The sequence below is a fragment of the Rhizobium sp. Leaf306 genome (assembly GCF_001423425.1).
In the GTDB taxonomy this organism is placed as follows: Bacteria; Pseudomonadota; Alphaproteobacteria; order Rhizobiales; family Rhizobiaceae; genus Neorhizobium; species Neorhizobium soli.
Genome location: NZ_LMNX01000002.1, coordinates 954,198 through 977,094, shown reverse-complemented (window position 1 = coordinate 977,094; position 22,897 = coordinate 954,198). Strand labels below are relative to the sequence as shown.

25 protein-coding genes are annotated in these 22,897 nt (G+C 58.6%); 15 read left to right on the top strand and 10 right to left on the bottom strand.

Annotated elements, in window-relative coordinates; translation table 11 throughout:
* The first annotated feature begins 48 nt into the window (after window positions 1–48).
* Together ASG19_RS12455 and ASG19_RS12450 are read left to right on the top strand one after the other, a co-directional pair.
* Window positions 49–546, top strand: a complete 498-nt coding sequence (locus ASG19_RS12455; protein ID WP_062457212.1) for a heme-degrading domain-containing protein — start codon at window positions 49–51, stop codon at window positions 544–546.
* A complete protein-coding gene (locus ASG19_RS12450) occupies window positions 546–1,103 on the top strand; it encodes a DUF924 family protein (protein ID WP_062457209.1) in 558 nt (185 codons plus the stop codon). Before ASG19_RS12455 ends, ASG19_RS12450 begins: the two co-directional genes overlap by 1 nt.
* Before the next feature lie 22 nt (window positions 1,104–1,125).
* On the opposite strand, the gene ASG19_RS12445 is transcribed toward ASG19_RS12450, so the two are convergent.
* Window positions 1,126–1,377: a GlsB/YeaQ/YmgE family stress response membrane protein gene (locus ASG19_RS12445; protein WP_062457205.1), complete on the bottom strand. Its 252-nt coding sequence runs from the start codon at window positions 1,375–1,377 to the stop codon at window positions 1,126–1,128.
* A 157-nt stretch (window positions 1,378–1,534) separates the two neighbouring features.
* Between ASG19_RS12445 and ASG19_RS12440 the strand changes: the two genes are divergently transcribed.
* Window positions 1,535–4,123, top strand: a complete 2,589-nt coding sequence (locus tag ASG19_RS12440) for a mechanosensitive ion channel family protein (RefSeq protein ID WP_062457201.1) — start codon at window positions 1,535–1,537, stop codon at window positions 4,121–4,123.
* 173 nt (window positions 4,124–4,296) lie between these two features.
* A complete protein-coding gene (locus ASG19_RS12435; protein ID WP_062457198.1) occupies window positions 4,297–5,145 on the top strand; it encodes a response regulator in 849 nt (282 codons plus the stop codon).
* A gap of 70 nt (window positions 5,146–5,215) precedes the next feature.
* Here ASG19_RS12435 and ASG19_RS12430 read toward each other — a convergent pair whose 3' ends face one another.
* Both ASG19_RS12430 and ASG19_RS23535 read right to left on the bottom strand, forming a co-directional pair.
* Complete coding sequence (locus ASG19_RS12430) at window positions 5,216–6,244, bottom strand: GlxA family transcriptional regulator (RefSeq protein ID WP_062458093.1); 1,029 nt, start codon at window positions 6,242–6,244, stop codon at window positions 5,216–5,218.
* Window positions 6,245–6,463: 219 nt separating this feature from the next.
* Entirely contained in the window at window positions 6,464–6,673 is a 210-nt protein-coding gene (locus ASG19_RS23535) for a hypothetical protein (RefSeq protein ID WP_082476298.1), read from the bottom strand.
* A 214-nt stretch (window positions 6,674–6,887) separates the two neighbouring features.
* Here ASG19_RS23535 and ASG19_RS12425 point away from each other — a divergent pair, with 214 nt between their 5' ends.
* Window positions 6,888–7,781 (top strand): LysR family transcriptional regulator, encoded by an 894-nt coding sequence (locus ASG19_RS12425; RefSeq protein WP_062458089.1) that lies wholly within the window; start codon window positions 6,888–6,890, stop codon window positions 7,779–7,781.
* Window positions 7,782–7,802: 21 nt separating this feature from the next.
* On the opposite strand, the gene ASG19_RS12420 is transcribed toward ASG19_RS12425, so the two are convergent.
* Window positions 7,803–8,579, bottom strand: coding sequence for a formyl transferase (locus ASG19_RS12420; protein ID WP_062457195.1), 777 nt, complete (start codon window positions 8,577–8,579; stop codon window positions 7,803–7,805).
* A gap of 295 nt (window positions 8,580–8,874) precedes the next feature.
* Here ASG19_RS12420 and ASG19_RS12415 point away from each other — a divergent pair, with 295 nt between their 5' ends.
* Entirely contained in the window at window positions 8,875–9,033 is a 159-nt protein-coding gene (locus ASG19_RS12415) for an entericidin (protein ID WP_062457192.1), read from the top strand.
* Window positions 9,034–9,165: 132 nt separating this feature from the next.
* Here ASG19_RS12415 and ASG19_RS12410 read toward each other — a convergent pair whose 3' ends face one another.
* The 5 genes from ASG19_RS12410 to ASG19_RS24220 all read right to left on the bottom strand — a co-directional run bounded on the left by ASG19_RS12410 (window position 9,166) and on the right by ASG19_RS24220 (window position 13,640).
* Window positions 9,166–9,498: a hypothetical protein gene (locus tag ASG19_RS12410; RefSeq protein WP_244476163.1), complete on the bottom strand. Its 333-nt coding sequence runs from the start codon at window positions 9,496–9,498 to the stop codon at window positions 9,166–9,168.
* A gap of 183 nt (window positions 9,499–9,681) precedes the next feature.
* The gene (locus tag ASG19_RS12405; RefSeq protein WP_062457189.1) at window positions 9,682–10,734 is read right to left on the bottom strand and encodes a glycine betaine/L-proline ABC transporter ATP-binding protein; all 1,053 of its coding nucleotides are present in this window, start codon (window positions 10,732–10,734) and stop codon (window positions 9,682–9,684) included.
* Complete coding sequence (locus ASG19_RS12400) at window positions 10,727–11,635, bottom strand: proline/glycine betaine ABC transporter permease (RefSeq protein WP_062457186.1); 909 nt, start codon at window positions 11,633–11,635, stop codon at window positions 10,727–10,729. Before ASG19_RS12400 ends, ASG19_RS12405 begins: the two co-directional genes overlap by 8 nt.
* Window positions 11,636–11,839: 204 nt before the next feature.
* Complete coding sequence (locus tag ASG19_RS12395; RefSeq protein WP_062457183.1) at window positions 11,840–12,835, bottom strand: ABC transporter substrate-binding protein; 996 nt, start codon at window positions 12,833–12,835, stop codon at window positions 11,840–11,842.
* 661 nt (window positions 12,836–13,496) lie between these two features.
* Window positions 13,497–13,640, bottom strand: coding sequence for a hypothetical protein (locus ASG19_RS24220; RefSeq protein WP_200933893.1), 144 nt, complete (start codon window positions 13,638–13,640; stop codon window positions 13,497–13,499).
* A 298-nt stretch (window positions 13,641–13,938) separates the two neighbouring features.
* Between ASG19_RS24220 and cobU the strand changes: the two genes are divergently transcribed.
* Window positions 13,939–14,460 (top strand): bifunctional adenosylcobinamide kinase/adenosylcobinamide-phosphate guanylyltransferase, encoded by a 522-nt coding sequence (cobU, locus tag ASG19_RS12385; protein ID WP_062457177.1) that lies wholly within the window; start codon window positions 13,939–13,941, stop codon window positions 14,458–14,460.
* A 31-nt stretch (window positions 14,461–14,491) separates the two neighbouring features.
* Here cobU and ASG19_RS12380 read toward each other — a convergent pair whose 3' ends face one another.
* Window positions 14,492–15,277, bottom strand: a complete 786-nt coding sequence (locus ASG19_RS12380; RefSeq protein ID WP_062457174.1) for a TSUP family transporter — start codon at window positions 15,275–15,277, stop codon at window positions 14,492–14,494.
* A 199-nt stretch (window positions 15,278–15,476) separates the two neighbouring features.
* Here ASG19_RS12380 and ASG19_RS12375 point away from each other — a divergent pair, with 199 nt between their 5' ends.
* From ASG19_RS12375 to ASG19_RS12340, 8 genes are all read left to right on the top strand, one after another.
* The gene (locus ASG19_RS12375) at window positions 15,477–16,442 is read left to right on the top strand and encodes a nucleoside hydrolase (protein WP_062457172.1); all 966 of its coding nucleotides are present in this window, start codon (window positions 15,477–15,479) and stop codon (window positions 16,440–16,442) included.
* Window positions 16,443–16,601: 159 nt separating this feature from the next.
* The gene (locus ASG19_RS12370) at window positions 16,602–16,886 is read left to right on the top strand and encodes an acyl carrier protein (protein WP_092662234.1); all 285 of its coding nucleotides are present in this window, start codon (window positions 16,602–16,604) and stop codon (window positions 16,884–16,886) included.
* 22 nt (window positions 16,887–16,908) lie between these two features.
* Window positions 16,909–17,382, top strand: a complete 474-nt coding sequence (locus ASG19_RS12365; protein WP_062457169.1) for a 3-hydroxyacyl-ACP dehydratase FabZ family protein — start codon at window positions 16,909–16,911, stop codon at window positions 17,380–17,382.
* A 102-nt stretch (window positions 17,383–17,484) separates the two neighbouring features.
* The gene (locus ASG19_RS12360; protein WP_062457166.1) at window positions 17,485–18,681 is read left to right on the top strand and encodes a beta-ketoacyl-ACP synthase; all 1,197 of its coding nucleotides are present in this window, start codon (window positions 17,485–17,487) and stop codon (window positions 18,679–18,681) included.
* Window positions 18,682–18,692: 11 nt separating this feature from the next.
* Entirely contained in the window at window positions 18,693–19,979 is a 1,287-nt protein-coding gene (locus ASG19_RS12355; protein ID WP_062457163.1) for a beta-ketoacyl-ACP synthase, read from the top strand.
* A 62-nt stretch (window positions 19,980–20,041) separates the two neighbouring features.
* On the top strand, window positions 20,042–21,070 hold the full coding sequence (locus ASG19_RS12350; protein WP_062457160.1) for a zinc-binding dehydrogenase: 1,029 nt from the start codon (window positions 20,042–20,044) through the stop codon (window positions 21,068–21,070).
* A gap of 6 nt (window positions 21,071–21,076) precedes the next feature.
* Window positions 21,077–22,012, top strand: a complete 936-nt coding sequence (locus ASG19_RS12345; RefSeq protein ID WP_062457157.1) for a lipid A biosynthesis lauroyl acyltransferase — start codon at window positions 21,077–21,079, stop codon at window positions 22,010–22,012.
* Between the two features lie 171 nt (window positions 22,013–22,183).
* Window positions 22,184–22,897, top strand: a complete 714-nt coding sequence (locus tag ASG19_RS12340) for a PAS domain-containing protein (protein WP_162237989.1) — start codon at window positions 22,184–22,186, stop codon at window positions 22,895–22,897.

Sequence of the window (22,897 nt, the reverse complement as noted above, 5' to 3'; positions counted from 1 at the left end):
ATTCCCCAATTCCACCGTCATCAATGAGGCTACAAACGGGGAAATACCATGACGCTTGAACAGGATATCGCCAGGATCGCCGAGCAGGAAGCGGCCCTGATTTTCGACCGCTTTGGTCCGGACGAAGCTTGGCGACTCGGTTCTTTGCTGCGCGACATGGCGATCGAGAAGGCACTGCCAGTCGCGATCGGTATCCGGCTTCACTCGATGCCACTCTTTTACACGGCGTTGCCGGGCTCGATGCCTGACAACGAAGACTGGGTTCGGCGCAAGAGCAATGTTGTCATGCGCTTCTTTCAGTCGAGCTATGGAATGGGTCTGAAGATGACCAGGCAGGAGACAACACTCGAGGCAAAGTTCTCGCTTCCTATTGCCGACTATGCACCGCATGGCGGCAGTTTTCCGATAAAGGTGAACGGCGCGGGCTGTATCGGCGCAGTCACCGTATCGGGTCTCCCGCAGCGAGACGATCACAGGCTTGTCGTGGAGGCTCTGCTGGTGATGATGGGCAAGGCGTCCGACGGTGTTCAACTGGAGGAAGCTTGATGAGTTCTGAAGCGGTTCGTCCCCCTGAAGACGTGCTGAATTTCTGGTTCGTCGAACTGGGACCGGAGAAATGGTTCGAAAAGAACCCTGCGCTGGACGTCGCAATCTCGAAGCATTTCGCGGCGACTCACCTGTTTCTGGCGCATGGAGATCTGGATACGTGGCGAGGTTCACGCGAGGGGCATCTCGCGGCCATCATCGTGCTCGACCAGTTTTCTCGCAATATCTATCGGGGCACACCGCTGGCGTTCGCAACAGATTGGATCGCGTTGCGGGAGGCGAGGCTGGCAGTTGACGAAGGTGTCGATACGGGCGCCGGTCTTCATGAGCGGTGCTTCCTGTATCTGCCCTTCGAGCATTCGGAAGCGCTTGAAGACCAGGATCGCGCAGTCGAGCTTTTTGCTCTCCTCGGCGACGAACGATATCACGACTACGCGGTCAAGCACCGGGAGGTGATCCGTCAGTTCGGCCGCTTCCCGCATCGAAATGCTTTGCTCGGACGCAATTCGACCCCGGAAGAGCTCGAGTATCTTGCTCTGCCGGGGTCGGGTTTTTGATCAGACCTGATCTAATCAGCGCTTAGCGTCTAAAGGCGCGCGCAACTGCAATAAGTATGCAGGCGCCGATAAAGCCGGCGATGAGGTAGCCAATCCAGCCGCCCAGCACAACGCCGAAGAAGCCGAGAATGGCGTTGGCGATGATCGCGCCGACGATGCCGAGAAGGATGTTCATGAAGACGCCCATATTGCTCTTCATGAACTGTTCTGCCAGCCAGCCTGCAATGCCGCCGATGATGATGGCTGCGATCCAGCCGATGCCTGCTTCTTCCATGTCTTACCCTCACTTTTTGAATTTGCGATTGGTAACGCAGCAGAATGTTCCAAAGTTCCCAAGGAATTTTCAAGCTGTGCAGGACGTCCTTTTCTTCGCCTTGAAGTGCCTCTATTCGTGCCTGCGATTCCGATTGTCCTGAGAAGAGTAGAGACCGGTGCGCGTGAACTCCTTCGATCCCTTGTCGCTGATGACGCGAACGATCCGCGCATCCATGATCGTCCTGCTTGTGACCGCAGCAGCGTTTACGGCCAATGCGCAGGCTCCGCAAAACGGTACGACGTCAACCCAGGCTGCACCGACCCCGGCTGCGCCAACCCCGGCTGCACCGACCCAAGCGGCACCAGCCCAGACCGCGCCGGGCCAGGCAGCCCCCGGGCAGGCCGGGCAACCGCAGGCATCTGCTCAGCAAAACCCACAGTCGATGGTGACGGTCGACTCGATCAATCATGAAATGAAGGAGACATTGGACAGCCTTCGCGGCCGGCTGACCACGTTCAACGATCAGGTCAGGCAGGATACGACCGACGATGGCCGACTGGCCGAGCTTCGCCTGCAGGCGGAAGAGATCGTCGAACAGATGCGCAGCGCGTCTGACACGCTGAAGGCACGTGTCACGCAGATCCAGTCCAGGTTGACGAGCCTCGGAGAACCACCGGCCGAAGGGCAGCCGCAGGAAGCGCCGGCCGTCGCCGAGGAGCGCGGCAAGCTGGTCAATGAGCGTTCCGAGCTGAACCTCATCGTCGATGATGCCAACAACCTGGCCAACAGCGCGACAAATCTCGCGAACACGATCACCAACCTGCGCCGTGCCCTGTTCGCGCAGACGCTGTTTCGTCATACGGAATTGAACGCCGATCTATTCATCGAGGCGGGCAATGCCTTCGTAACCGAAGTGCACAACTTCAACGCGACGCTTGGCAGTTGGATCGGCTTTGTCATCCGCTTCAAGCTGCTTCAGCTTCTGAGCGCCATCGCGCTGTCCATCGGTGCTGCGGCCCTATTCCTCTGGGGCGGCTACCGCATTTTCGGCCGCTTCATTCGTCGCAACGGTCAGGAAGATCCATCCTATATCAAGCGTCTTTCGGTCGCCTTCTGGTCGACCGTGATCCAGACGGTCTCGATCGCGGCCTTTCTGGTGACCTCCTATCTCTTCCTCGATGGGTTCAATGTTCTCAGACCCGATGTGGCGCCGATTATTGCTTCGCTGTTCGGCTTCATCTGGTTCGTCTCGTTTGTCTGGAAGCTCACCTATGGCGTAATGGCGCCGGGAGAACCGGCATGGCGACTGGTGCGCATCACCGATAAGGGCGCGCGGCTGCTGACATTGGCCGTGCTCGTTATGGCGGTGGTCAACGGACTGGATTACCTTCTCGGCGCGATCAGCGAGGCATTGAACTCGCCACTGGTTCTGACGATCGTCAAGAGCCTGTTCGCCGCTGTCATCGTTGGTCTCATCTTGATCGCCATTTCCTTTGTTCGGCCGCGCGTTGCCGAGGGCGAGGATCGTGGCGGCAGTACCGGCCATCCCTGGCCGCGGTTTTTCTCCGGTCTGTTGAAGATCATGGGCGGGCTGCTTCTGCTTGCTGTCCTGACGGGCTACATTGGTCTTGCCCGTTTTGTCGCGACACAGATCGTGCTGACCGGCGCGGTTGTCGTCCTGGTCTATCTGGGCTTCCTGTCGGGCAAGGCGATCTCCAAGCAGGGTGCGTTCAAGAACACCGGCGCCGGTCGGCAGCTGGCGGAGCGCCGCAATTTTGGCGAGGTCGCGCTCGACCAGACAGGGCTTGTTGCCGGCCTCGGCATCTATGCGTTCGCCCTGTTTCTCGGCATCCCGCTCATCCTTCTGACCTGGGGCTTCCAGACCACCGATATCGAGGCATGGATCTACAATTTCTTCACCGAAATTCGGATCGGTAACGTCTCCATCTCGATCGTCGGCATTTTCGGCGGCATCCTTCTGTTCGGATTGGGCTTTGTCGTCACCCACTGGGTTCAGAAGTGGATCGACAACAACGTTCTTGCCCGAAGCCAGGTGGATCTCGGTGTCCGAAACTCGGTAAAGACGGGCATCGGCTATCTCGGCGTCGGACTTGCCGTCATCGTCGGCGTGTCGGCTGCGGGCATTGACCTCTCAAGCTTTGCTCTTGTCGCGTCTGCACTGTCGGTCGGTATCGGTTTCGGCCTGCAGAACATCGTATCGAACTTCGTTTCGGGACTGATTCTGCTTGTGGAACGTCCGTTCAAGGTGGGTGACCACGTGGTGACGGGTGCAAACGAAGGTATCGTCAAGCGGATTTCTGTACGTGCGACCGAGATCGAGACCTTCCGCAAACAATCTATCATCGTGCCGAACTCCGACCTGATCAACGCCGCGGTCGGCAACTGGACGCATCGCAACAAGATCGGCCGTTCGGAAATTCCGATCGCTGTCAGCTACAACGCTGACCCGCAACGGGTGATGGACATTCTGCTGGAACTCGTCGACCAGATCCCCGAAGTGCTGCGGAATCCGGAGCCTCACGTCGAGTTCCTGACATTCGGGCCGTCGTCGCTGAATTTCGAGCTTCGTTTCCATCTCGCTGACATGGGCGATGGTCTTCGCATCCGGAACAACCTCAGGATCGCCATTCTGCAGCGCTTCCGCGCGGAGGGCATCGAGATTCCGTTCCCGCAGCAGGAGATCGTCTTCCACCGCGGAAAGCCGGTCCTGCCGGACGAGGGAGATACGGCGGGTGGCGCGTAAGGCCACGCGCCGAGAATGGTAAGGTACCGGAATAATACATCATTCACTTTAGGCAGCGGTAACTCGATGACCGCTGCGCTCAAGATGTGAAAGTACTGCCTAATTAACGCTTCTGAAAATTGCTTCGCATAGAGTTAAACAAATGGGGCAAGGATCGGGGTTAAAAGGGTACCATGACATTTCTCGGCATTTCCGGCATGCAATATTCCGGCGAATCTTTGGCGAATGCGCGCATATTGCTTGCGGAAGATTCCAACGTATTTACGTCGATGGTCGGGACCCGACTGAAAGAACTGTTCGGCATCGAGATTGAGATCTGCCGTAACTTCGAAGATCTGCAGCTTGCTTACGATCGCTCCACCGAGCCTGTCACGCTTGCGATCTCCAACATCAACCTCCCGGGTGCTGAAAACGGAGAGGCGCTGGAATACTTGATCGATCTGTCGATCCCGACCATCGTCTTTACCGGCACCTTCCAGCAGGAAACACGCGATAGGCTTCTGGCCAAGGATATCGTGGATTATATCCTGAAGGACAACGTCTTTGCGGTCGACATGCTGGCGGAATCGGTCTGCAGGTTCCTGACCAACCACCGCCATCACGTCCTGATCGTCGATGATAGCATGACCGCCCGCGCATTGCTTTCGAGCCGCCTTAAGCGCTATAATTTTAGGGTCAGTGTCGCCGAAAGCGGCGCCAAAGCCCTCGAGATCCTGAAGAAGAGCCCCGATATCGGTCTCGTCGTCACCGACTACAACATGCCCGATATCGATGGTTTCGAACTGACGCGCCGCATCCGCTCGGTTCGCGGTTCCCACGAACTGCGCGTCATCGGCGTGTCTTCGTCGTCGGACCGGCTGCTTTCCGCCCGATTCTTGAAGGCCGGCGGCAATGACTTCATGTTGCGGCCCTTCATCGATGAGGAGTTCTACTGCCGCGTCAACCAGAACCTGGATACGCTGATCCAGATCCGCACGATGCGCTCGAAGGCTCCAGCATCCGACGTCAGGAACGTTGCCTGATTTCTTGAGAGCTGCTGAGTGTGCAAAGCGAGCGGCACCCATATCGATGGCGTGCCGCTTTCCAAAAAACTTACACCACGACCCCGGTGCGTGCGGTGTTGAGCGAAAGCTTGCGCTCTGCGCGTTCCTGCTGGGGTGAGCGGTTGTAGACCTCGCGGTAACACTTGGAAAAATGAGACGCCGACACGAACCCACAGGCGACCGCAACCTCGACGACCGGCATCGAGGACTGCACCAGCAGATGCCGGGCGCGGTCAAGGCGGATCTCGAGATAGTAGCGGGCAGGGGATCGTCCCATTTCCTGCCGGAACAGCCGCTCTATCTGGCGGCGGGACAGGCCGACATCGTCGGCGATTTCGACCAGTGACAGCGGCTCGGCCAAATTGTTTTCCATCAGCTCGATGATCTGCAGAACCTTGGAGTTCTGGACCCCGAGCCTGGCACGCAAGGGAAGACGCTGGCGGTCATGCGGGTTGCGGACGCGATCTGTCAGCTGCTGTTCGCAGACACGGTTGACGAGATTGTCGCCGAAATCCTGGCCGATCAGGTTCAGCATCATGTCGAGTGATGCGGTGCCGCCAGCGCAGGTATAGAGGTTGGAGTCGACCTCGTAGAGATCCGCATAGACTTCCGCCTGTGGAAACGCTTCGGCAAAACCCGGGAGGTTCTCCCAGTGGATCGCGCAGCGCTTGCCATTCAGGAGCCCCGCCTGCGCCAGAATATGCGCGCCGGTGCAAAGACTTCCGACAGCCGTGCCGCGGTTATAGGTCTCGCGCAGCCAGGCGTTGACAGACTTGTTGTTGAACTCCTCCACATAGATGCCGGAACACATCAGCACCATGCTGGGGCGATGCTCACCGCTCAGGTGACGGCGTTCGTCTGCAAGAGAGGAATTGACTTCGAGACCGATCCCACTGGACGAGTAGACCTTCTCGCCATCGACGGAACAGAGGCGCCAGGTATAAGCGGCGTAGCCAAGCATGCGGTTTGCGATCCGCAGGGTTTCGACGGCGGCTGCAAAGGGCAGCATCGTAAAATGCGGCACAAGAAAGAAAACGAGCGCGCGTTTCTTCGCGTGCCCACGGTTTGTTATATCCATGTCGCTGTTCCCTTCGCTGGCCGCCGTTGATCCGGTCGTTTCTTTAAAAGCGACATTGACACGGAAGGCGGTGACGGAGAAGGACATTTGACGACGGCGAAATGTCAAATTTGCGACGTCCAAAGGTCGCACACACTATAATCTGGTTAACAGGCGATCAAAAAAGACGCAGCCTCAAGACCTGCCTGCATGTCGCATGCAGGCCATGAGTATTGCGCATCAATGGCGCTTGAGGTCGTTGTCGGTGGATGGCCAACCGATATCCTTGCGGATTTCTGGTGGCAGGCCCTCAAGGACCTGTTCATTTTGACGGCGGCGCCATGCGTCTCGCAGGTTTGAAACTGTGCTCAGGGCAAGCCCGAAGTATGTCGCAAACGACGACTGCGATGTTCGTGGCTGTACGCTCTCACGATAGGTCATGATGCTCATCGATTTTCTCCTTGGGGCTCTCGTTCGAGCACTGGACGCCGATTCAAAGTGAACTGCGGTCAGTCATCAAAAAAGAGAATTAAAATGATCCATCCCATCAAGATTCGTTTTGTTTTGAGATGGCGTGTCGTGTTTCCAAGGGTGCGACCTGTTTGACTTTCAATCAAACGAAATGATATGGTGCTTAGGTTCAATTTAATTGATGGTGATGACGATGACCGTTCCGTTTCGACCGCCTCTTCCATTGCTCGATATCGACATCCTCAGAACCTTTGTTGCCATTGCCGAGACGGGCAACTTTTCGACTGCCGCAGAAGCGGTTCTGCGAACACCGTCGGCCGTGTCCATGCAGATCAAGAAGCTCGAAGAACAGTTGAAGACGACGCTGTTCCTGCGGGACGCGCGATCGGTGTCGTTGACGCAGAATGGCGAAATGCTTCTGTCCTATGCGCGCCGGATGCTCGCTCTATCGAACGAGGCGGTCTCGCGGTTCGTCATGCCCGATCTCGCGGGCGTCGTGAGGCTGGGCGCTCCCGATGATATCGCCGAGCGGTTACTCCCAAAGCTCCTGAAGGATTTCGGAGAGAGCTTTCCGGGGATCATGGTCGATGTCACCGTCGACCAGAGCCTGCAATTACGCCGGCGGATGGATGAGCAGCGGCTGGATCTCACCCTGATCAACTGCGCGACAAGGCCGTTCCCGACCACCGGTGAAGTGATCCATTCCGAACGGCTCGTCTGGGCCGGTGCTAAATGCGGCAATGCCTACTTGCGTGATCCGCTACCGATCTCCGTCTGGGAGGATGGGTGCGTGTGGCGGCAGGATGCGATCTCTCAGCTCGATCGCCACAAGCGCTCCTATCGTATCGCCTATGCGAGCTCTCATACGATGGCGCAGCGCGCAGCAGTCGTGTCCGACCTTGCGATCGCACCATTCCCGCTTTCCTATGTCACGAGCGACATGCAGGTTCTGGGCGCCAAGGAAGGGCTGCCCGAACTCATCAGCTTCGACATTCGGCTTCTAACCGCGCCCCATCTCTCGGCCCCGGCCAAGGCTGTCGCGGAAAGCATGAGGGAAGCGTTCGGCGCGCTGGCAACGGCGGCCTGAACTCGGGCATTTCCGTGAGCATCACCAGATCTTCTTGGTGATGCCGTGATAAAGCCATGTCCAGATCGGCGGCGGAAAGCGCAGGGCTGATGGCCCGGCTGGTTCATACGGCTTCAGATTGCCCGTGATCGCATCCTGGATTGCTTTGATTGCGATATCCGTCGCGGATGCCGTCATCAGGAGCGGATAGGTTGCCATCGTGTCGGAACGGGCCGGAGATATCCGTTTCTCGTAAAGCGTTCCGCCGGTATCAACCCCGTTGTCAACGAGATGGACGGTTGCCCCGAAATTCTGCGCATCGCCTTCCACAAGAGCCCAGTACCCGCCCATCTGGCCACGATACATCGGGTTGATGCCAGCGTGGAAGTTGATCACGGGGCAGGGGATCGCGGCAAGCGTTCGGGGTGACAGGATACGGCAGGATATCGTGAAGACGACTGCCGGTCGGATTGCACTTACCGCAGCGTGACACGAAGCGTCATTCAGGGACGATACGGATGTCACAGGCACTGCCGGGTTGGGATCCGCTATCAACCCGTGCTCGTGAATGATCTCTTCAGACCGTCGCGCAGCGATGCCTTTGCCGAGCCGTGACGAAATCATCGTAGCCAGCTGACCAAGCGCATGCATCCATCCAAACCGCTTCGCGCGCCGCTTCAGAAGCACCGATTTCGGTTCTGCTTCCTCCTGGATAACGTGGAGATCAGAAAACTCCCGATGGATGGCATTGATCATCACCTGCGGGTTTATGCCGCCAGCAGTCATGAGCAAAACCCGAGAAGATGAATGTTCCGTCATGGGCCTGCCCCGTAATTGACCGCGTAGCGTGCGCGCTCATAGTAACGGGGAAAGATTGGCAAATTCACACCGACCTCTCGGTTCGCGCGCTGCGACAACCGATTTGTCCTGTATCATTGTGCTGGAACCGGCGGTGAAGTCATCGGGCGCGATTGGGCTGTTGCCAAAAAGCATCACAGCGGTCGCTAACAGACACATCACATTTGATCACGTGAACTTTTTCCGAGCTGGAACGTTCCTGTGCCGGAAATTGATTTTCCGAACGATTTGATCTTCATCCAGGGAGTTTTCTAACATGACGGCAAAGACAGTCACGGTTATCGCCGCACTTTTCGTAACGGCAGCTTCGCTCAGCTCGTGTGGCAACACGATCCGCGGCGTAGGCCAGGACACGGCGAACACCGTGAACGCCACCCAGGACGCCGGCCACCGCGTTGGCAAGGCTGCACAGTAATTAGTTACTCCCCAGCTCCGCTGTCGGCCATCACGTGCCGGCAGCGAGGCTGCTGAGGTGCCCCGCAGCGAGGGGCAGGGAGGTCTTGGCGTACAAGCTACGGCCAGTTTCGATGCGCTTTGCTCGACTTGATCAGACTCGAGCCTTTGGATAGGCGCGCTCGAAGCCGCCTGACTGATCAAGACCCTTTTTGAACGCCTGATAGGCTGGGTGCTGGCTGGATTTCGCCGCTTCCGCAATGCGGATTTGAAGCCGCGCTGGCGCTGCATTGCCGAGCCATCCACCAGATTTTTCCAGTTTCAAAGAGTTGAGAAACCGTCCTTCACTCGCCTGATCCAGGTAGAGATGCAGACCCGACAGGAGAAGGTCATCGCTCGACGGGTTCTCCATCAACAGAACAAGCCAGGACTGCTGTTCGGCCGACCGGTTCTCGAAACTCTCGGCAACGGTCTCGCGGCTGCCAATTGGCGAAATGTTGCTCACGTCTTCATCCTTTACCGTGATCGTTTCACGCCAGATCCACGCCTCCACACCGTGGGGAGCGCCGTCCTGACCTTTGTCGATCTTATCGCCCAACATGTCGACCTTGTCGATAAGGACGTCGGCATATGGCCGGTTGGCGTCAGAACGGTCCGACGCCGAGCCCTGTCATTCCGCAGCGATCCGTGCCTCCTCGGATGATGCAGGGCTTACCATGGCAGAAATGATGGTGTGCAGGTCGAGCGTCCCGACAGGCGCTCCAGTCGGATCTGTAACCGTTGCCCGTGTCAGGCTCGCCTCGCAGATCGCTCTCGCAGCGGCTTCGATCGTCGTGTTGCCCGCAAGCCTGACGCCGTCAGTCAGACCGTCGAACGGTTTCATGACGGTTTTTGCCTGCAACACACGCCCTCGGTTCACCTCCTTGACGAAGGCGGTGATGTAGTCATCAGCAGGTGACAGGACGATATCTTGGCCGGTTCCCTGCTGCACCACTTCGCCATCGCGCAGAATGGCGATCTTGTCGCCCAGCCTCAGGGCCTCGTCGAGATCATGGGTGATGAATACGACGGTCTTCTTGAGCTCCGCCTGGAGATCGAGAAGCACGGTCTGCATGTCGACGCGGATCAGCGGATCGAGCGCGGAATAGGCCTCGTCCATCAAAAGGATGTCGGCATCGTTGGTCAGCGCCCGTGCGAGGCCGACGCGTTGCTGCATGCCGCCGGAAAGCTGGTTCGGGTAGTGGTTCTCGAAGCCGGAGAGGCCGACCCGCTCGATCCAGTACTGACCTTTCTTGAAGCTTTCCGCGCGAGGCACGCCCTGGATATCCAGTCCATAGACCGTGTTCTCGATCACGGTCCGATGCGGCAAAAGCGCGAATTTCTGAAACACCATCGCCGTCTTGTGCCGACGGAATTCCCGAAGATCGTTTTCGCTCATCGTGCACACGTCGACGCCGTCATAGACGACTTCGCCGTAGGTCGGGTCGATCAGCCGGTTGATATGGCGGATCAGGGTCGATTTGCCGGAACCAGACAGACCCATGACGACCGTGATGCCGCCCGCCGGCATGGATATGTTGATGTCTTTGAGGCCGAGCACACGACCGTGGTTCTTGTTGAGCTCGGTCTTCGTCATGCCCGCCTTGATGGCGTCGATATACTGGCGACCGTTCGCGCCGAAGATTTTGTAGAGACCTTTGATCTCGATGCCGTGACTAGCCATGGACCACCTCCGAATGTTTTTGCAGGCGCTTGCCGAATGCCTGGCTTGTTCGGTCGAAAATGATGGCGATCGCAACAAGCGCGAAACCGTTCATGATGCCGAACGTAAAGAACTGGTTGTTGATCGCCTGGAGCGTGTTGCGGCCAAGCCCGCCGACGCCGACCATGGATGCGACCACGACCATCGCCAGCGACATCATGATCGTCTGGTTGATCCCGGCCATGATTGTCGGCAGGGCCAGCGGCATCTGCACGTTCTTCAGCTTCTGGCTTGGCGACGAACCGAACGCATCCGCGGCTTCGAGCACTTCCTTGTCGACAAGCCGGATGCCGAGATTGGTCAGGCGGATCATTGGCGGCACCGCATAGATGACCACCGCAATCAGTCCCGGAACTTTGCCGATACCGAAAATCATCACGACGGGAATGAGGTAGACGAAGCTCGGCAGGGTCTGCATCACGTCGAGAACCGGGTTGACGCTTGCCTGCGCCCGGTCGGACCGCGCCATCAGGATGCCGATAGGGATGCCGACGATGATGGAGATGAGAGTTGCGACCGTGGTGATCGCGAGCGTGATCATCGCATCGTTCCAGAGGCCGATAAAGCCGATGAACGACATTCCGAGCGCGGTACCGATGGTGATGCGGATGCTGCGGCTGCCGAGATAGACGATGGTGAGGATGACGGCGAGAACGATGATCCACGGCGAGTTGGTGAACAGCCTTTCCAGGAAGTTCAGGAACCATTGCAGGGGCTGGACGATCGTATCGATAAAGCCGGTATATTCGCGAACGAGGCTCTTGAACCCCTCATCGATGACCTTGCGCGCTTCACGGATGGAAGCGTCGCTGATCGCCGGAAAGCTACACAGAGCGTTCGGCAGAAAGTTGCAGGTTGCCATGATGTTCCCCTTTATAGGTTGGATTTTTGGCGTAACCCGGCATGGCTGCCCGAGCGCCTTCCTGACCAAATCAGCTTCATGCACGTCTGCTATGGATAAGGCGTCGGGTTCGCGCGACCGTCAGCGGTGGACGGCTTGTCGCGACTTCTCACGCGCCTTGAGCGGGAAGCCGCAGATCGGCTTCCCTAATTGGCAAGGTTACGCTCAGAGAGCGGCCTTTACCTTTTCAGCGACGTCGGCACTGACCCACTTGCTCCAGATTTCCGGGCTGGTTGTAAGGAAGTGCTTGGCTGCGTCTTCATTGGTGCCCTGGTTGTCGGTCTGCCAGGCGAGAACGCTGTTGATCGTGGCGTTGCCCCATTTGCGGGCCTTGATGTAATCCATCGCGACGCCGGCCTTGTCGGCGAACTTCTTCGTTACGACCGTGAAGGCTTCCGAACTCGGATAGGAGTTGACCTTTGGGTTCGGGCAATCCGGAACCGCCGTGCAGGCATCCCAGTTGGCCTTGTCATGCGGCGTATCGAAGGACAGCTTCACCATCTCGTACTTGCCGAGAATCGCGGTCGGAGCCCAGTAATAGCCGAGCCAGCCGGTCTTCTTCTCGAATGCGCCGGCAATCGAGCCGTCGAGCCCGGCAGCCGAGCCCGTATCGACCAGTTCAAAGCCTTTTTCGCTTGCGCCGAGAGCCTTGTAGAGGTTGGCGGTCGATGTCTGGCAGTTCCAGCCGGACGGGCAGTTGGTGACCGCGCCCTTGGATTTGTCTTCCGGTGCCGGGAAGAGTTCGGGATGAGCAAGCGCCTGCTGCACGGTCTTGATATCCGGGTGCGCGTCCGCAAGGAATTTGGGGATCCACCATCCTTCAACAGCGCCGTCTGCAAGGATTTCCGCTGCAATGACGAGGCGTCCTTCCTTGACAGCCGCGTCGAGCGGGGTGCGCACCGCGTTGACCCAGAATTCGGGTGCCAGATCAGGCTGACCTTTTTCATTCATCGATGTAAAGGTCGGCATCGTGTCGCCGGTCACCATTTCCACCGAGCAGCCATACCCGGTTTCGAGAATGATCTTGTCGATATGAGCGGCAACCCCTGCGGACGCCCAGTTCATCTCTGCGATGGATACCGAACCGCAGTCGGCATGGGCAGTGCCGGCAAAAGCGTAAAGACCGGCGGCGAAGGCTGCGGAAGTGAGGAGTTTCTTCATGTGTAAGACCTCCCAGTCTTATTCGTGACAGTGTTCAACTCTGGAGGCGCCGATAGCCGGCACCCGATGACTGCGGCTTTGTGCGATCAACCGGTAGATGTGATTGCACCGGCCAGCTGGCCTCATGCGTCTTTTATACGCCAGCGAATGATGTCACAGGCGTTGCGCAATAATGTGTCAGCAGTATCAGCCTACGTTTTCCGAAGCAGAAATCAACTGTCCGCGAGTAACCGCACAATAACGGGCATATCACCAAGCCCTTGTAAGATATCGTGTTCGCGTCTTTTGTGACGACAAAAGCGCCATCGCCGGCAATAACTAAGCAAACTCTGCAACCAGCAGCAGCCCGTTCATGCAGTCGGCACTTTGTCACGTCCGATATTTGACGTTTAGTGGCTGATTAGCGCCCTCGCTGTCGCAAAGAAAAATTCACGCAGTGTGGGGAAGAAATTGAAACTGCAGGCATTGGTAACGCGCTAATAACCATACGGTAAGAATGTACGCGTAGATGTTGCCGCCATGGTCGTCCTCGAACGACTTGGCGCCGGATCAGGTAGTGCGTACCGGACGCCATAACCATTTTGCAGTGACGCAAGCGATCTCGAAATGAAAGATCGCGCTATGGTTGCGTCAATGTCGACTTTTGGGTTCTGATTTCACATCAGCCAGCGCTGAACGTACGGATGAAACCGAGCAGCGAAAAGCGCGTGTCGAGTTCCATGGCGCGGGTCTGACGATCACGACGCGGAAGGCTCGAATTCCAGGCAATCTGAACGCCATCATTGTTCTTGAAGATGTAAAGCATCGTTGTTTCCTCAGAGGCTTCGTAGACCGAAGCCATGTCGTTTTCATATCCGCTCAGATACGCGGCGAACCAGCGCGTTTCAACGCAACAAGTCGGCAGCGCATGTCGCAAACAGAATGCCCATTGAGAAAGTTGTGAGATCGCGCCCCGAAATGTCTAACCCGCATGGGATTGACGGGCGACCTTCAACGAGTCAACATGGCGCTGCAATGCAAATCCAGAGCAAACACCAGCAGGGCCGGACGCCTTCCTCATCTACGAATCGTCCGGTCCCTTTCTCTGCGATCGGCCTGCTGCCATGACCCGCTCCGGGCGCGTCGTCCTTGTCCTTGGCGGCGCCAGATCCGGCAAGTCATCCTTCGCTGAAAAACTTAGCGGCGAAACCGGTCTCAACAGGCACTACATTGCCACAGGCCGCGCCTATGACGCCGAGATGGAAGAACGCATTCTGCGCCATCAAGCCGACCGTGGCACGGGCTGGATCACCCACGAAACACCGTTGAACCTCGCAGCCAACCTTCGCAGCATAGACTCTGATGATGTCGTCATCCTCGTCGACTGCCTCACGCTGTGGGTGACGAACCTGATGATGGCGGAGGCAGACATTGCCTTAGCCTCTGAAGGACTTCTGTCTTATCTGAGGGATACTGCTTCGACCGTCATCCTCGTGTCGAATGAAGTCGGTCTCGGTATCGTGCCGGACAATCGCATGGCGCGAGACTTCCGCGATCATGCCGGCCGCCTGCATCAGGCAATCGCAGCCGTGGCAGACGATGTATTTCTCGTGGCCGCCGGCTTACCGCTGAAGATGAAGGGGTGACGGGCTATACTGGTTTCGGTCGGGAGATAATCTAGAACCCCAGCCAGATACGAACCGGATGAGCCGGATTGGCGATCAGTTTGGTCGCAAGCGCAATGCATGAGATCACCAGCAGCGGCTTGATGATCTTCGCACCGTTCCGCATCGCCAGTCGCGACCCAATCTGCGCACCGATGAATTGGCCAACGCCCATCATCAGGCCGATCTTCCAGAGCACCGATCCCGACGCTGCAAACACCAGAAACGACCCGAAGTTGGAGCCGAGATTGATGAGCTTCGTGTGGGCGGTCGCCTTGAGCAGTCCGAAGCCGGCGAGCAGAACGAAGCCCAGCATGTAGAATGATCCGGCGCCTGGCCCGAAGACGCCATCGTAGAGCCCGACGATCGGCACGGCGGTCAGCCCGAAAACGAACGGCGTCACCCGTCGGTGACTTTCCAGATCGCCGAGATTGGGTTTGATCGCAAAGAAGATTGCGATTGCCACGAGCAGAAAGGGGATCGCGGTCGTCAGGAATTCGGCTGGAACGATGGAGGCAAGCAGCGCACCGATGGCGCCGCCGAGCGCCGCCATGGCTGCCATCGGCAGCTGCTCTTTCAGCTTCACATGGCCCTTGCGCGCATAGGCGATTGTTGCCGATGCCGAGCCGAACTGGGATTGCAGCTTGTTCGTCGCGATCGATTCCAGCGGCGGAATGCCGGCAATGAGCAAGACGGGGATGGTGATCAGCCCGCCGCCACCCGCAATCGAATCAACGAACCCCGCGAAGATGGCTGCGAGGAAAAGAAGAAAAAGCAGCTGAAATGCAATGTCGCTCAAGGCTGGCGCTCTGCGTGAAGGAGAGGAGGGGAAATGGCGAAGGGATGCGCGCCGGCTTGTGGCACCGAATCGGTGATCCGGCAATAGGAGGGGCGCTGGCAGCGGTTGCAGGTTGCGGCTGCATTGCAGTAAACCGTTGCGGCGCTATGTTGCGCGATGAACGGCCGCTGGCAGGCGGCGAGCATTTCAAGGTATTCGCATGCAAAAAGTCATATTCGATACTGACCCCGGCGTAGACGACGCCATGGCGCTGCTGTTTCTGCATCGCCATCCGGATATCGATCTTCTCGGCGTGACGACGGTGTTCGGAAATGCCTCGATCGAACTGACCACGCGCAATGCGCAGTTCCTGCACAAGGAGTGGGGCATCGACGCGCCCATCGCCAAAGGGGCGGGCAAGACGCTTGATCCGTCGCGGGTCGAGCAGCACTCGCCGACGATCGTGCATGGCGAGGACGGCCTCGGCAATATCGGCGTGCCTCTCGAAATCGATTGGCCGCTCGATCCGCGCGAGGCATCGCAATTCATCATCGATACGATCAGGGCCAATCCCGGCGAAATCACCATTGTCGCGGTCGGTCGCATGACCAACCTGGCTTTGGCGCTGCAGGCTGATCCGGAGATCGCAGGCCTGACCAAGCAGGTGGTGATCATGGGCGGCGCTTTCGACGTCAATGGCAATGTGACACCAGCAGCCGAAGCAAATATTCACGGCGATCCGGATGCCGCCGATATCGTCTTTACCGCGCCGTGGAACGTCATTGCTTTCGGCCTCGACGTCACCATGAAGACGATGATGTCGTCAGATGATATGGCTGAGTTGGCCAAGGGTGGCGATAAGGCGCTAACACTCCTGTCCGACCTTTCGCAGTTCTATATCGATTTCTACCGCCAGGGCGCGGGTCTCGATGGAATGGCAATCCACGACAGCTGTGCCTGCGTCTATCTGGTGGCGCCCGATCTGTTCAAACTCCGCAGCGGCCCTGTCCGCGTGGTCTGCGGCGGCATTGCCGATGGCGAGACGATCCAGGCGCCTGACACAGGCCGACGGTTCGTCGATAGTCCTTGGGATGGTCAGCCAAGCCAGAAGGTCGCGGTCGGTGTCCAACCCGAAAAGGTCCTGGACGTTATCCGTGTCGCGCTGACGGCAGGTCGGCCGGCCTAGCCCTCTTCAAATTTGAGGGTGGTTTGGCATTCTGACCGATCGGCAATCGATGTTTAGGCAACAATGTAGCGGCAAATTGGCGCCGTCTTGTTGGAACCCATTGGCATTTTCGATTGGTTTCCTTATGTGGAACACCGAATACAGACTTTTTAAAAGGACATGGGCGTGACTGCTACATTCGACAAAGTTGCCGACATCATCGCTGAAACCAGCGAGATCGACCGCGAGACGATCACGCCGGAGAGCCACACGATCGACGATCTTGGCATCGACAGCCTGGACTTCCTCGACATCGTTTTCGCGATCGACAAGGAATTCGGGATCAAGATTCCGCTCGAGCAGTGGACCCAGGAAGTGAACGAGGGCAAGGTCTCGACGGAGGAATACTTCGTTCTGAAGAACCTCTGCGCCAAGATCGACGAACTGAAGGCGGCAAAGGGCTAAAGCCCAAAGCCGACGCAAGTTCATGCTGCTTGAATATTTCCAGATGATTGATCGGGTGGAAACGCTTGATCTCGCGGGAAAGACGCTGACTGCACGCTCGGTCGTTCCTGAAAAGAGCCCTGTTTTCGAAGGGCACTTTCCGGGAATGCCGCTCGTGCCGGGCGTGCTTTTGATCGAAACCATGGCGCAGGCATCCGGAATGCTGGTACTTGCGGCGACCGATTTCGCCGCGATGCCATTTCTGATGTCGGTGGACAGTGCCAAGATGCGTGCGTTTGTCGAGCCGAACGCCGTGCTCGACATCGAGGCGTTTCTGGAGCATGAGGGTTCCGGCTACATGGTGACAAAGGCAAAGATTACGTCGGGCGGCAAGAAGGTGTGCGATGCGCAGCTCAAGCTGCGGACCATGCCTTTCAGTGAAGTTCCGCTGGCGCCGATCGTGCGCAAGCGCGCCGAAGAGATCGGCCTCATTGCGGCGATGCAAGCAGGCACCTGACGCAAAGCCTTCGGGAATAATGCGGCCCGGACGGACCGGTTCTAAAGTGTCCCGTCGTGCCTGATGTCGTCGCTGGTCAATGGCCGCGCAAAGAGGACAGTTATGAAGTCTGACAATGATGTGGTGATTACCGGGGTCGGCATCGTGACCTCGCTCGGCGTCGGCATTGAGCCGCATGTCGCGTTTCTGACGGGATCGTCCATCGACGAGCCCAAGGTCGAAACGGAGCGTTTCAAACCCTATCCTGTCCATCCCATGCCTGAGATCGACTGGTCGGCCCAGATCGCCAAGCGCGGCGATCAGCGCCAGATGGAGAACTGGCAGCGTCTCGGCGTTTTCGCCGCAGGGCTCGCTCTCGACGACGCCGGCCTGAAGACGGATGCGGATGCCTGCGCCTCGATGGACATGATCGTTGCAGCCGGCGGCGGTGAGCGCGACATCAAGGTCGACTCGCTGATTGTCGACGAAGCCCTGAAGCGCAACGATCGCGACATGGTCTTGAACGAGAAGCTGACGACGGAGCTCCGTCCGACATTGTTCCTTGCCCAGCTTTCGAACCTGATGGCGGGCAATATCTCGATCGTCCACAAGGTCACCGGCTCGTCCCGCACCTTCATGGGCGAAGAATCGGCCGGCATCTCGGCCATCGAAACCGCCTTCCACCGCATCAAGGCGGGCCAGTCGAGCCACAGTCTCGTCGGTGGCGCCTTCGTGGCGGAACGGGCTGATATTCTTCTGCTGGTCGAGGGCATCCGTGCCCACGCGACAGGCGACTGGCAGCCATTGTGGTCTCGCTCGCCGGACAGTGGCGGCGGAATGATCACCGGTTCGGTCGGCGCCTTTCTCGTTCTCGAATCCCGCGGCTACGCGCAGGCGCGTGGTGCACGGATCTATGCAACGATCGATGCCGTCGAAGGCGATCGCGGCAACCGCGACGATGGCGGGCTCGAGAAGCGCATGTCGCGGCTCACCGCCCACGGCACGCAGGGGGCGGAAACTGTCGTGTTCTCCGGCGCGAGCGGCATGGTCGATCTCGCGAAGCGCGAAAAGACAGCGCTCGAGCAGGCTTTCCCGGGTTCCGCGATCCGCGGCTTTGGCGGCGTTACGGGCCACGCTATGGAAGCGCAGTTCCCGCTCGGCATCGCCCTTGCAGCGCTGACGCTCGAATCGACTGCCAAGGTCCCGGCCTTCGACGCCGCAAACGAGACGCCGATGGCGTCCCCGGCAAAGCAGGCGATTGTCACTACAGTTGGATATACACGCGGCGAGGGGATTGCTGTCCTCTCTGCTGAAGCGTGAAGGAGACAGTCATGAGTGACAACCGCTTCACGGATCATCTCGGCCGGCCCATCGTCGCGGTCACCGGCATGGGCGTCATCACCTCGCTCGGACAGGGTCTTGATGACAACTGGTCAGCGCTGACCTCTGGCACGTCGGGCATCCACAAGATCACCCGTTTTCCGACCGAAGGCCTTTCGACCCGCATCAGCGGCACGGTGGACTTCATCAAGGTTCCAGCCGAAAACTCGGTCGAGCGCTCGTTTGCCTTCGCCCGCGAGACAACGGCGGAAGCGTTGGCCCAAGCCGGCTTGTCCGGTGATTTCGACGGACCGCTGTTTCTGGCCGCTCCGCCAGTCGAGCCGGAATGGTCCGACCGTTTCGCGCTTGCAGACCGTGCACCGCCATCGACGCAGCAGGGCGATGCCTACGATCGCTTTCTGACGGCCATGCGCGAGCGTCCTGATCCTGTCTTTCTCGAAGCCGTCCAGTTCGGTTCGATTTCGGAGCGCCTGGCCGACAAGTTTGGTACCCGTGGCCTGCCCGTAACGCTTTCCACCGCCTGCGCCTCTGGTGCAACCGCGATCCAGCTCGGCGTCGAAGCGATCCGTCAGGGTCGTACCGACAAGGCTCTGGTCGCAGCGACCGACGGTTCTGTCAGCGTCGAGGCACTCGTGCGGTTCTCGCTTCTGTCTGCGCTTTCGACGCAAAACGACCCGCCGGAAAAGGCGTCCAAGCCGTTCAGCAAGGATCGTGACGGCTTCGTCATCGCTGAAGGCGCGGCAACGCTCGTTCTGGAATCCCTGCAGTCGGCTATCGCGCGCGGCGCCAAGGTGCTCGGCATCGTCAAGGGTCTCGGCGAAAAGGCCGATCACTTCCACCGCACCCGCTCGTCCCCGGACGGCGGCCCGGCGATCGCCACGATCCGGGCGGCGCTTGAAGATGCGGGCATGGACGAAAGCGGCATCGGCTATATCAACGCCCACGGCACATCGACGCCGGAAAACGACAAGATGGAATATAGCTCCATGCTGGCGGTGTTCGGCGAGGGGTTGAAGGGTATTCCGGTGTCGTCGAACAAGTCGATGATCGGTCACACGCTGACGGCAGCCGGCGCTGTCGAAGCCGTATTCTCGATCCAGACGATGCTGACCGGCACTCTGCCGCCGACCATCAACTACACCAATCCCGATCCGACGATCGAGCTGGATGTGGTGCCGAATGTGAAGCGGGACGGTGCGCCGAGGGCGGTTCTGTCCAATTCCTTCGGCTTCGGCGGCCAGAACGCCAGCCTTGTCATGACGCTTGAACCGGCGTAAGGCGAGCCCCCAAGAGATTTTATAGACTTTTGAACGCCCAAACGGGCGGAGGATGACCTGTTATGCGCGCGCTGCAACTGATTGATGACCGCAAGCTCGAAGCCGTCGACATTCCCGAGCCGGAGGCGCCGGGTCCTGGCGAAGTCACGTTGCGTGTCAAGGCCGTAGCACTCAATCACATCGACGTCTGGGGCTGGCGCGGTATGGCATTCGCCAAGCGCAAGATGCCGCTGACGATCGGCGCCGAGGCCTCCGGCGTCGTGGAAGCCATCGGTCCCGGTGTTTCGAATGTTCTGCCCGGCCAGCTTGTGTCGATTTACGGCGCCCGTACCTGTGGTCTCTGCAAGGCGTGCCGCGAAAAGCGCGACAACCTTTGCGAAAATGTCTCGGGTGTTCATGGCTTCCATCTCGATGGCTTCGCGCAGGAAAAGGCCAATCTTCCGGCCCGTCTTCTCGTTCCGGCACCTCCGGGCGTCGATGCCGTTGCAGCAGCACTCGCGCCTGTCACGTTCGGCACGGTCGAGCATATGCTGTTCGATAACGCCAAGCTCCAGCCCGGCGAGACGATCCTTATTCACGCCGGCGGCTCGGGCATCGGATCTGCCGCCATCCAGCTGGCAAAGAAAATGGGCTGCACGGTCATCACCACGGTCGGTTCGGACGACAAGATCGAGAAGGCCAAGGCCCTCGGCGCCGATCATGTCATCAACTACCGCGTCGATCGGTTTGAAGGCGTCGTGCGCAAGCTGACCAAGAAGAAGGGCGTTGATGTCGTCTTCGAACATGTCGGCAAGGATACCTGGGCGGGTTCCATGCTGTGCATGAAGCGCGGCGGACGCCTCGTCACTTGCGGCTCCACCTCGGGTGTTTCCACCGACCTCAATCTGATGATGCTGTTCCAGCAGCAGTTGAAGCTCATCGGCTCGTTTGGCTGCCGCATGGAGAACATGGCCGATGCCATGCAGAAGATGGCCCAGGGCATCGTTCATCCGGTGATCGACACAGAAGTCACGTTTGATGAAATCCACAAGGCACTTGCCCGCATGGAGAGCCGCCAGATCTTCGGCAAGATCGTCCTGAGGATGGACTGACCACTGATGAAGATGGTCATTACCCGGATTGTTCTGAAGCTTATCCACTTCCGCCAATGGCTGGTGGCGCAGCTCACGTTCGGGCTGCTGAATTTCCTGAAGATCTTTCCGGCGGATCCGGCGATCCGGTTTGCCGATCGCTTCGCACGCTACATCGGGCCGAAATTCTGGCGTCATAAACTGATGATGACCAATCTGCGCAACGCCTTTCCGGAAAAGGGTGAGGCGGAGCTGCAGGAGATCGCTGTCGCGAGTTGGGGACACATGGGCAGGCTCGCCGCCGAATATGTCTTCCTCGACCGGCTGTTCGATTTCGACCCCGAACAGGCAGAGCCGGGCAGGGTGGAAGTCTCGGGCACCCCGATCTTCCTGGACCTGCGCGACAACCCACGTCCGTTTATCGTCTTTACCGCCCACACCGGCAATTTCGAGCTCCTGCCTGTCGCCGGCAAGGCCTTTGGTCTCGAGGTCATGGTGTTGTTCCGTCCGCCGAACAACCCTTACATCGCCGATAAGGTCTTCTCGTTCCGCAGTGCCCGCATGGGGCAGCTCGTGCCGTCGCATGCGGGGTCATCGTTCTCGCTGGCAAGGCGCCTGGACGCGGGCGGGGGGGTGGGTGTCCTCGTCGACCAGAAGTTCAGAAAAGGCTTGTCGACCAATTTCTTCGGACGCCCTGTTAAGACGAACCCGCTTCTTGCCAAGCTCGTGCGTCAGTTTGATGCGGATGTCTATCCGGCCCGCTGCATCCGTCTCCCGAACAACCGTTTTCGCCTTGAGATAGAGCCTCGCATCGAACTTCCGCGCGACGAACGCGGCAATCTCGACATTCAGGGCACGTCTCAGGTCCTGAACGACAAGGTCGAATCCTGGGTGCGGGAATACCCTGAACAGTGGCTGTGGTATCACGACCGCTGGCACATCAAGAAAACGGTCACAGATTGATTTCCTGAGGCCACAATTCTCGTGGGTTGCAAGCGTCTACGGGTATTTACCGGCCATTTTTAGGGGCCGTTTTTGAGACTACATTTAACGTGTGATGTATTATACGAGATTGGACGCAGTCGTCTCAGAGGGCCACGGCTGACGTGAGGCTCGTGTGGAGAGGGCATTGTCTTGCAAGCATTGATCGATCTTTTCTGGTCGAAATATGGAGAGCTACAGCAGGCGATCGACCGCGAAGACGAGGCTTTGACAGCCAGTCTCGACCGCGAACTTGATCCTTTGCTCCTGGCGATCTTTGGCAGCGCCGAATCCGATGCCGGCAGCATTCAGGCCCAGTTCCGTTTTGCGCTCGACCTCCTGAATGAGGAAGCGGACGATCGCAGCTGCGTTCGGCGCAATGCTCACCTCCTGCAGACCCTGGTCGAGCGGTATCTTGCACCGCAGACGACCTGTGCGGAAGCGCCGGGAGCTCCCGGTGAGGGGCAGGACCAATCGTCGCCGATCGACCAAGCCGTCTCCAGCGGCATTCTCGACGATTCCCTCCTGAACCAGCTTTCGGACCGCATTCTTGTCGTCGCTCCCGGTTACCGCATTCTCTATTCCAACGAGACGAACGCGCAGCGGCTGAACATTCCGCGTGAGGAACTCGTCGGCCGGCACATCGGGGAATTTGTCGGTCTCCATCGATTTCGAAACGAGTTCAAGCCGAACCTGGACCGCTGCTTCGAAGGCGAAAGCACGTCGGTCACCTATGCAGATCAAGTCGGAGGCGAGACGCTTGTGCTTCGCTGCCGCATGTCGCCGTTCCAGCGGTCTTCAACGATGATCGGTGTTCTCCTGGTCATTCAAGAGACCGCCGATCGGCGGAAGCGGCCTGCGGCCTGA

Bases quoted from the DNA above. Each gene is read 5' to 3' on its own strand.
- ASG19_RS24220 (WP_200933893.1), bottom strand. From the start codon at position 13,640: ATGCTTTACATCTTCAAGAACAATGATGGCGTTCAGATTGCCTGGAAT.
- ASG19_RS12435 (WP_062457198.1), top strand. From the start codon at position 4,297: ATGACATTTCTCGGCATTTCCGGCATGCAATATTCCGGCGAATCTTTG.
- ASG19_RS12420 (WP_062457195.1), bottom strand. From the start codon at position 8,579: ATGACGGAACATTCATCTTCTCGGGTTTTGCTCATGACTGCTGGCGGC.
- ASG19_RS12405 (WP_062457189.1), bottom strand. From the start codon at position 10,734: ATGGCTAGTCACGGCATCGAGATCAAAGGTCTCTACAAAATCTTCGGC.
- ASG19_RS12365 (WP_062457169.1), top strand. From the start codon at position 16,909: ATGCTGCTTGAATATTTCCAGATGATTGATCGGGTGGAAACGCTTGAT.
- ASG19_RS12355 (WP_062457163.1), top strand. From the start codon at position 18,693: ATGAGTGACAACCGCTTCACGGATCATCTCGGCCGGCCCATCGTCGCG.
- ASG19_RS12425 (WP_062458089.1), top strand. From the start codon at position 6,888: ATGACCGTTCCGTTTCGACCGCCTCTTCCATTGCTCGATATCGACATC.
- ASG19_RS12395 (WP_062457183.1), bottom strand. From the start codon at position 12,835: ATGAAGAAACTCCTCACTTCCGCAGCCTTCGCCGCCGGTCTTTACGCT.
- ASG19_RS12450 (WP_062457209.1), top strand. From the start codon at position 546: ATGAGTTCTGAAGCGGTTCGTCCCCCTGAAGACGTGCTGAATTTCTGG.
- ASG19_RS12375 (WP_062457172.1), top strand. From the start codon at position 15,477: ATGCAAAAAGTCATATTCGATACTGACCCCGGCGTAGACGACGCCATG.
- ASG19_RS12445 (WP_062457205.1), bottom strand. From the start codon at position 1,377: ATGGAAGAAGCAGGCATCGGCTGGATCGCAGCCATCATCATCGGCGGC.
- ASG19_RS12400 (WP_062457186.1), bottom strand. From the start codon at position 11,635: ATGGCAACCTGCAACTTTCTGCCGAACGCTCTGTGTAGCTTTCCGGCG.
- ASG19_RS12350 (WP_062457160.1), top strand. From the start codon at position 20,042: ATGCGCGCGCTGCAACTGATTGATGACCGCAAGCTCGAAGCCGTCGAC.
- ASG19_RS12415 (WP_062457192.1), top strand. From the start codon at position 8,875: ATGACGGCAAAGACAGTCACGGTTATCGCCGCACTTTTCGTAACGGCA.
- ASG19_RS12345 (WP_062457157.1), top strand. From the start codon at position 21,077: ATGAAGATGGTCATTACCCGGATTGTTCTGAAGCTTATCCACTTCCGC.
- ASG19_RS12360 (WP_062457166.1), top strand. From the start codon at position 17,485: ATGAAGTCTGACAATGATGTGGTGATTACCGGGGTCGGCATCGTGACC.
- cobU (WP_062457177.1), top strand. From the start codon at position 13,939: ATGACCCGCTCCGGGCGCGTCGTCCTTGTCCTTGGCGGCGCCAGATCC.
- ASG19_RS23535 (WP_082476298.1), bottom strand. From the start codon at position 6,673: ATGAGCATCATGACCTATCGTGAGAGCGTACAGCCACGAACATCGCAG.
- ASG19_RS12455 (WP_062457212.1), top strand. From the start codon at position 49: ATGACGCTTGAACAGGATATCGCCAGGATCGCCGAGCAGGAAGCGGCC.
- ASG19_RS12370 (WP_092662234.1), top strand. From the start codon at position 16,602: ATGGGCGTGACTGCTACATTCGACAAAGTTGCCGACATCATCGCTGAA.
- ASG19_RS12430 (WP_062458093.1), bottom strand. From the start codon at position 6,244: ATGGATATAACAAACCGTGGGCACGCGAAGAAACGCGCGCTCGTTTTC.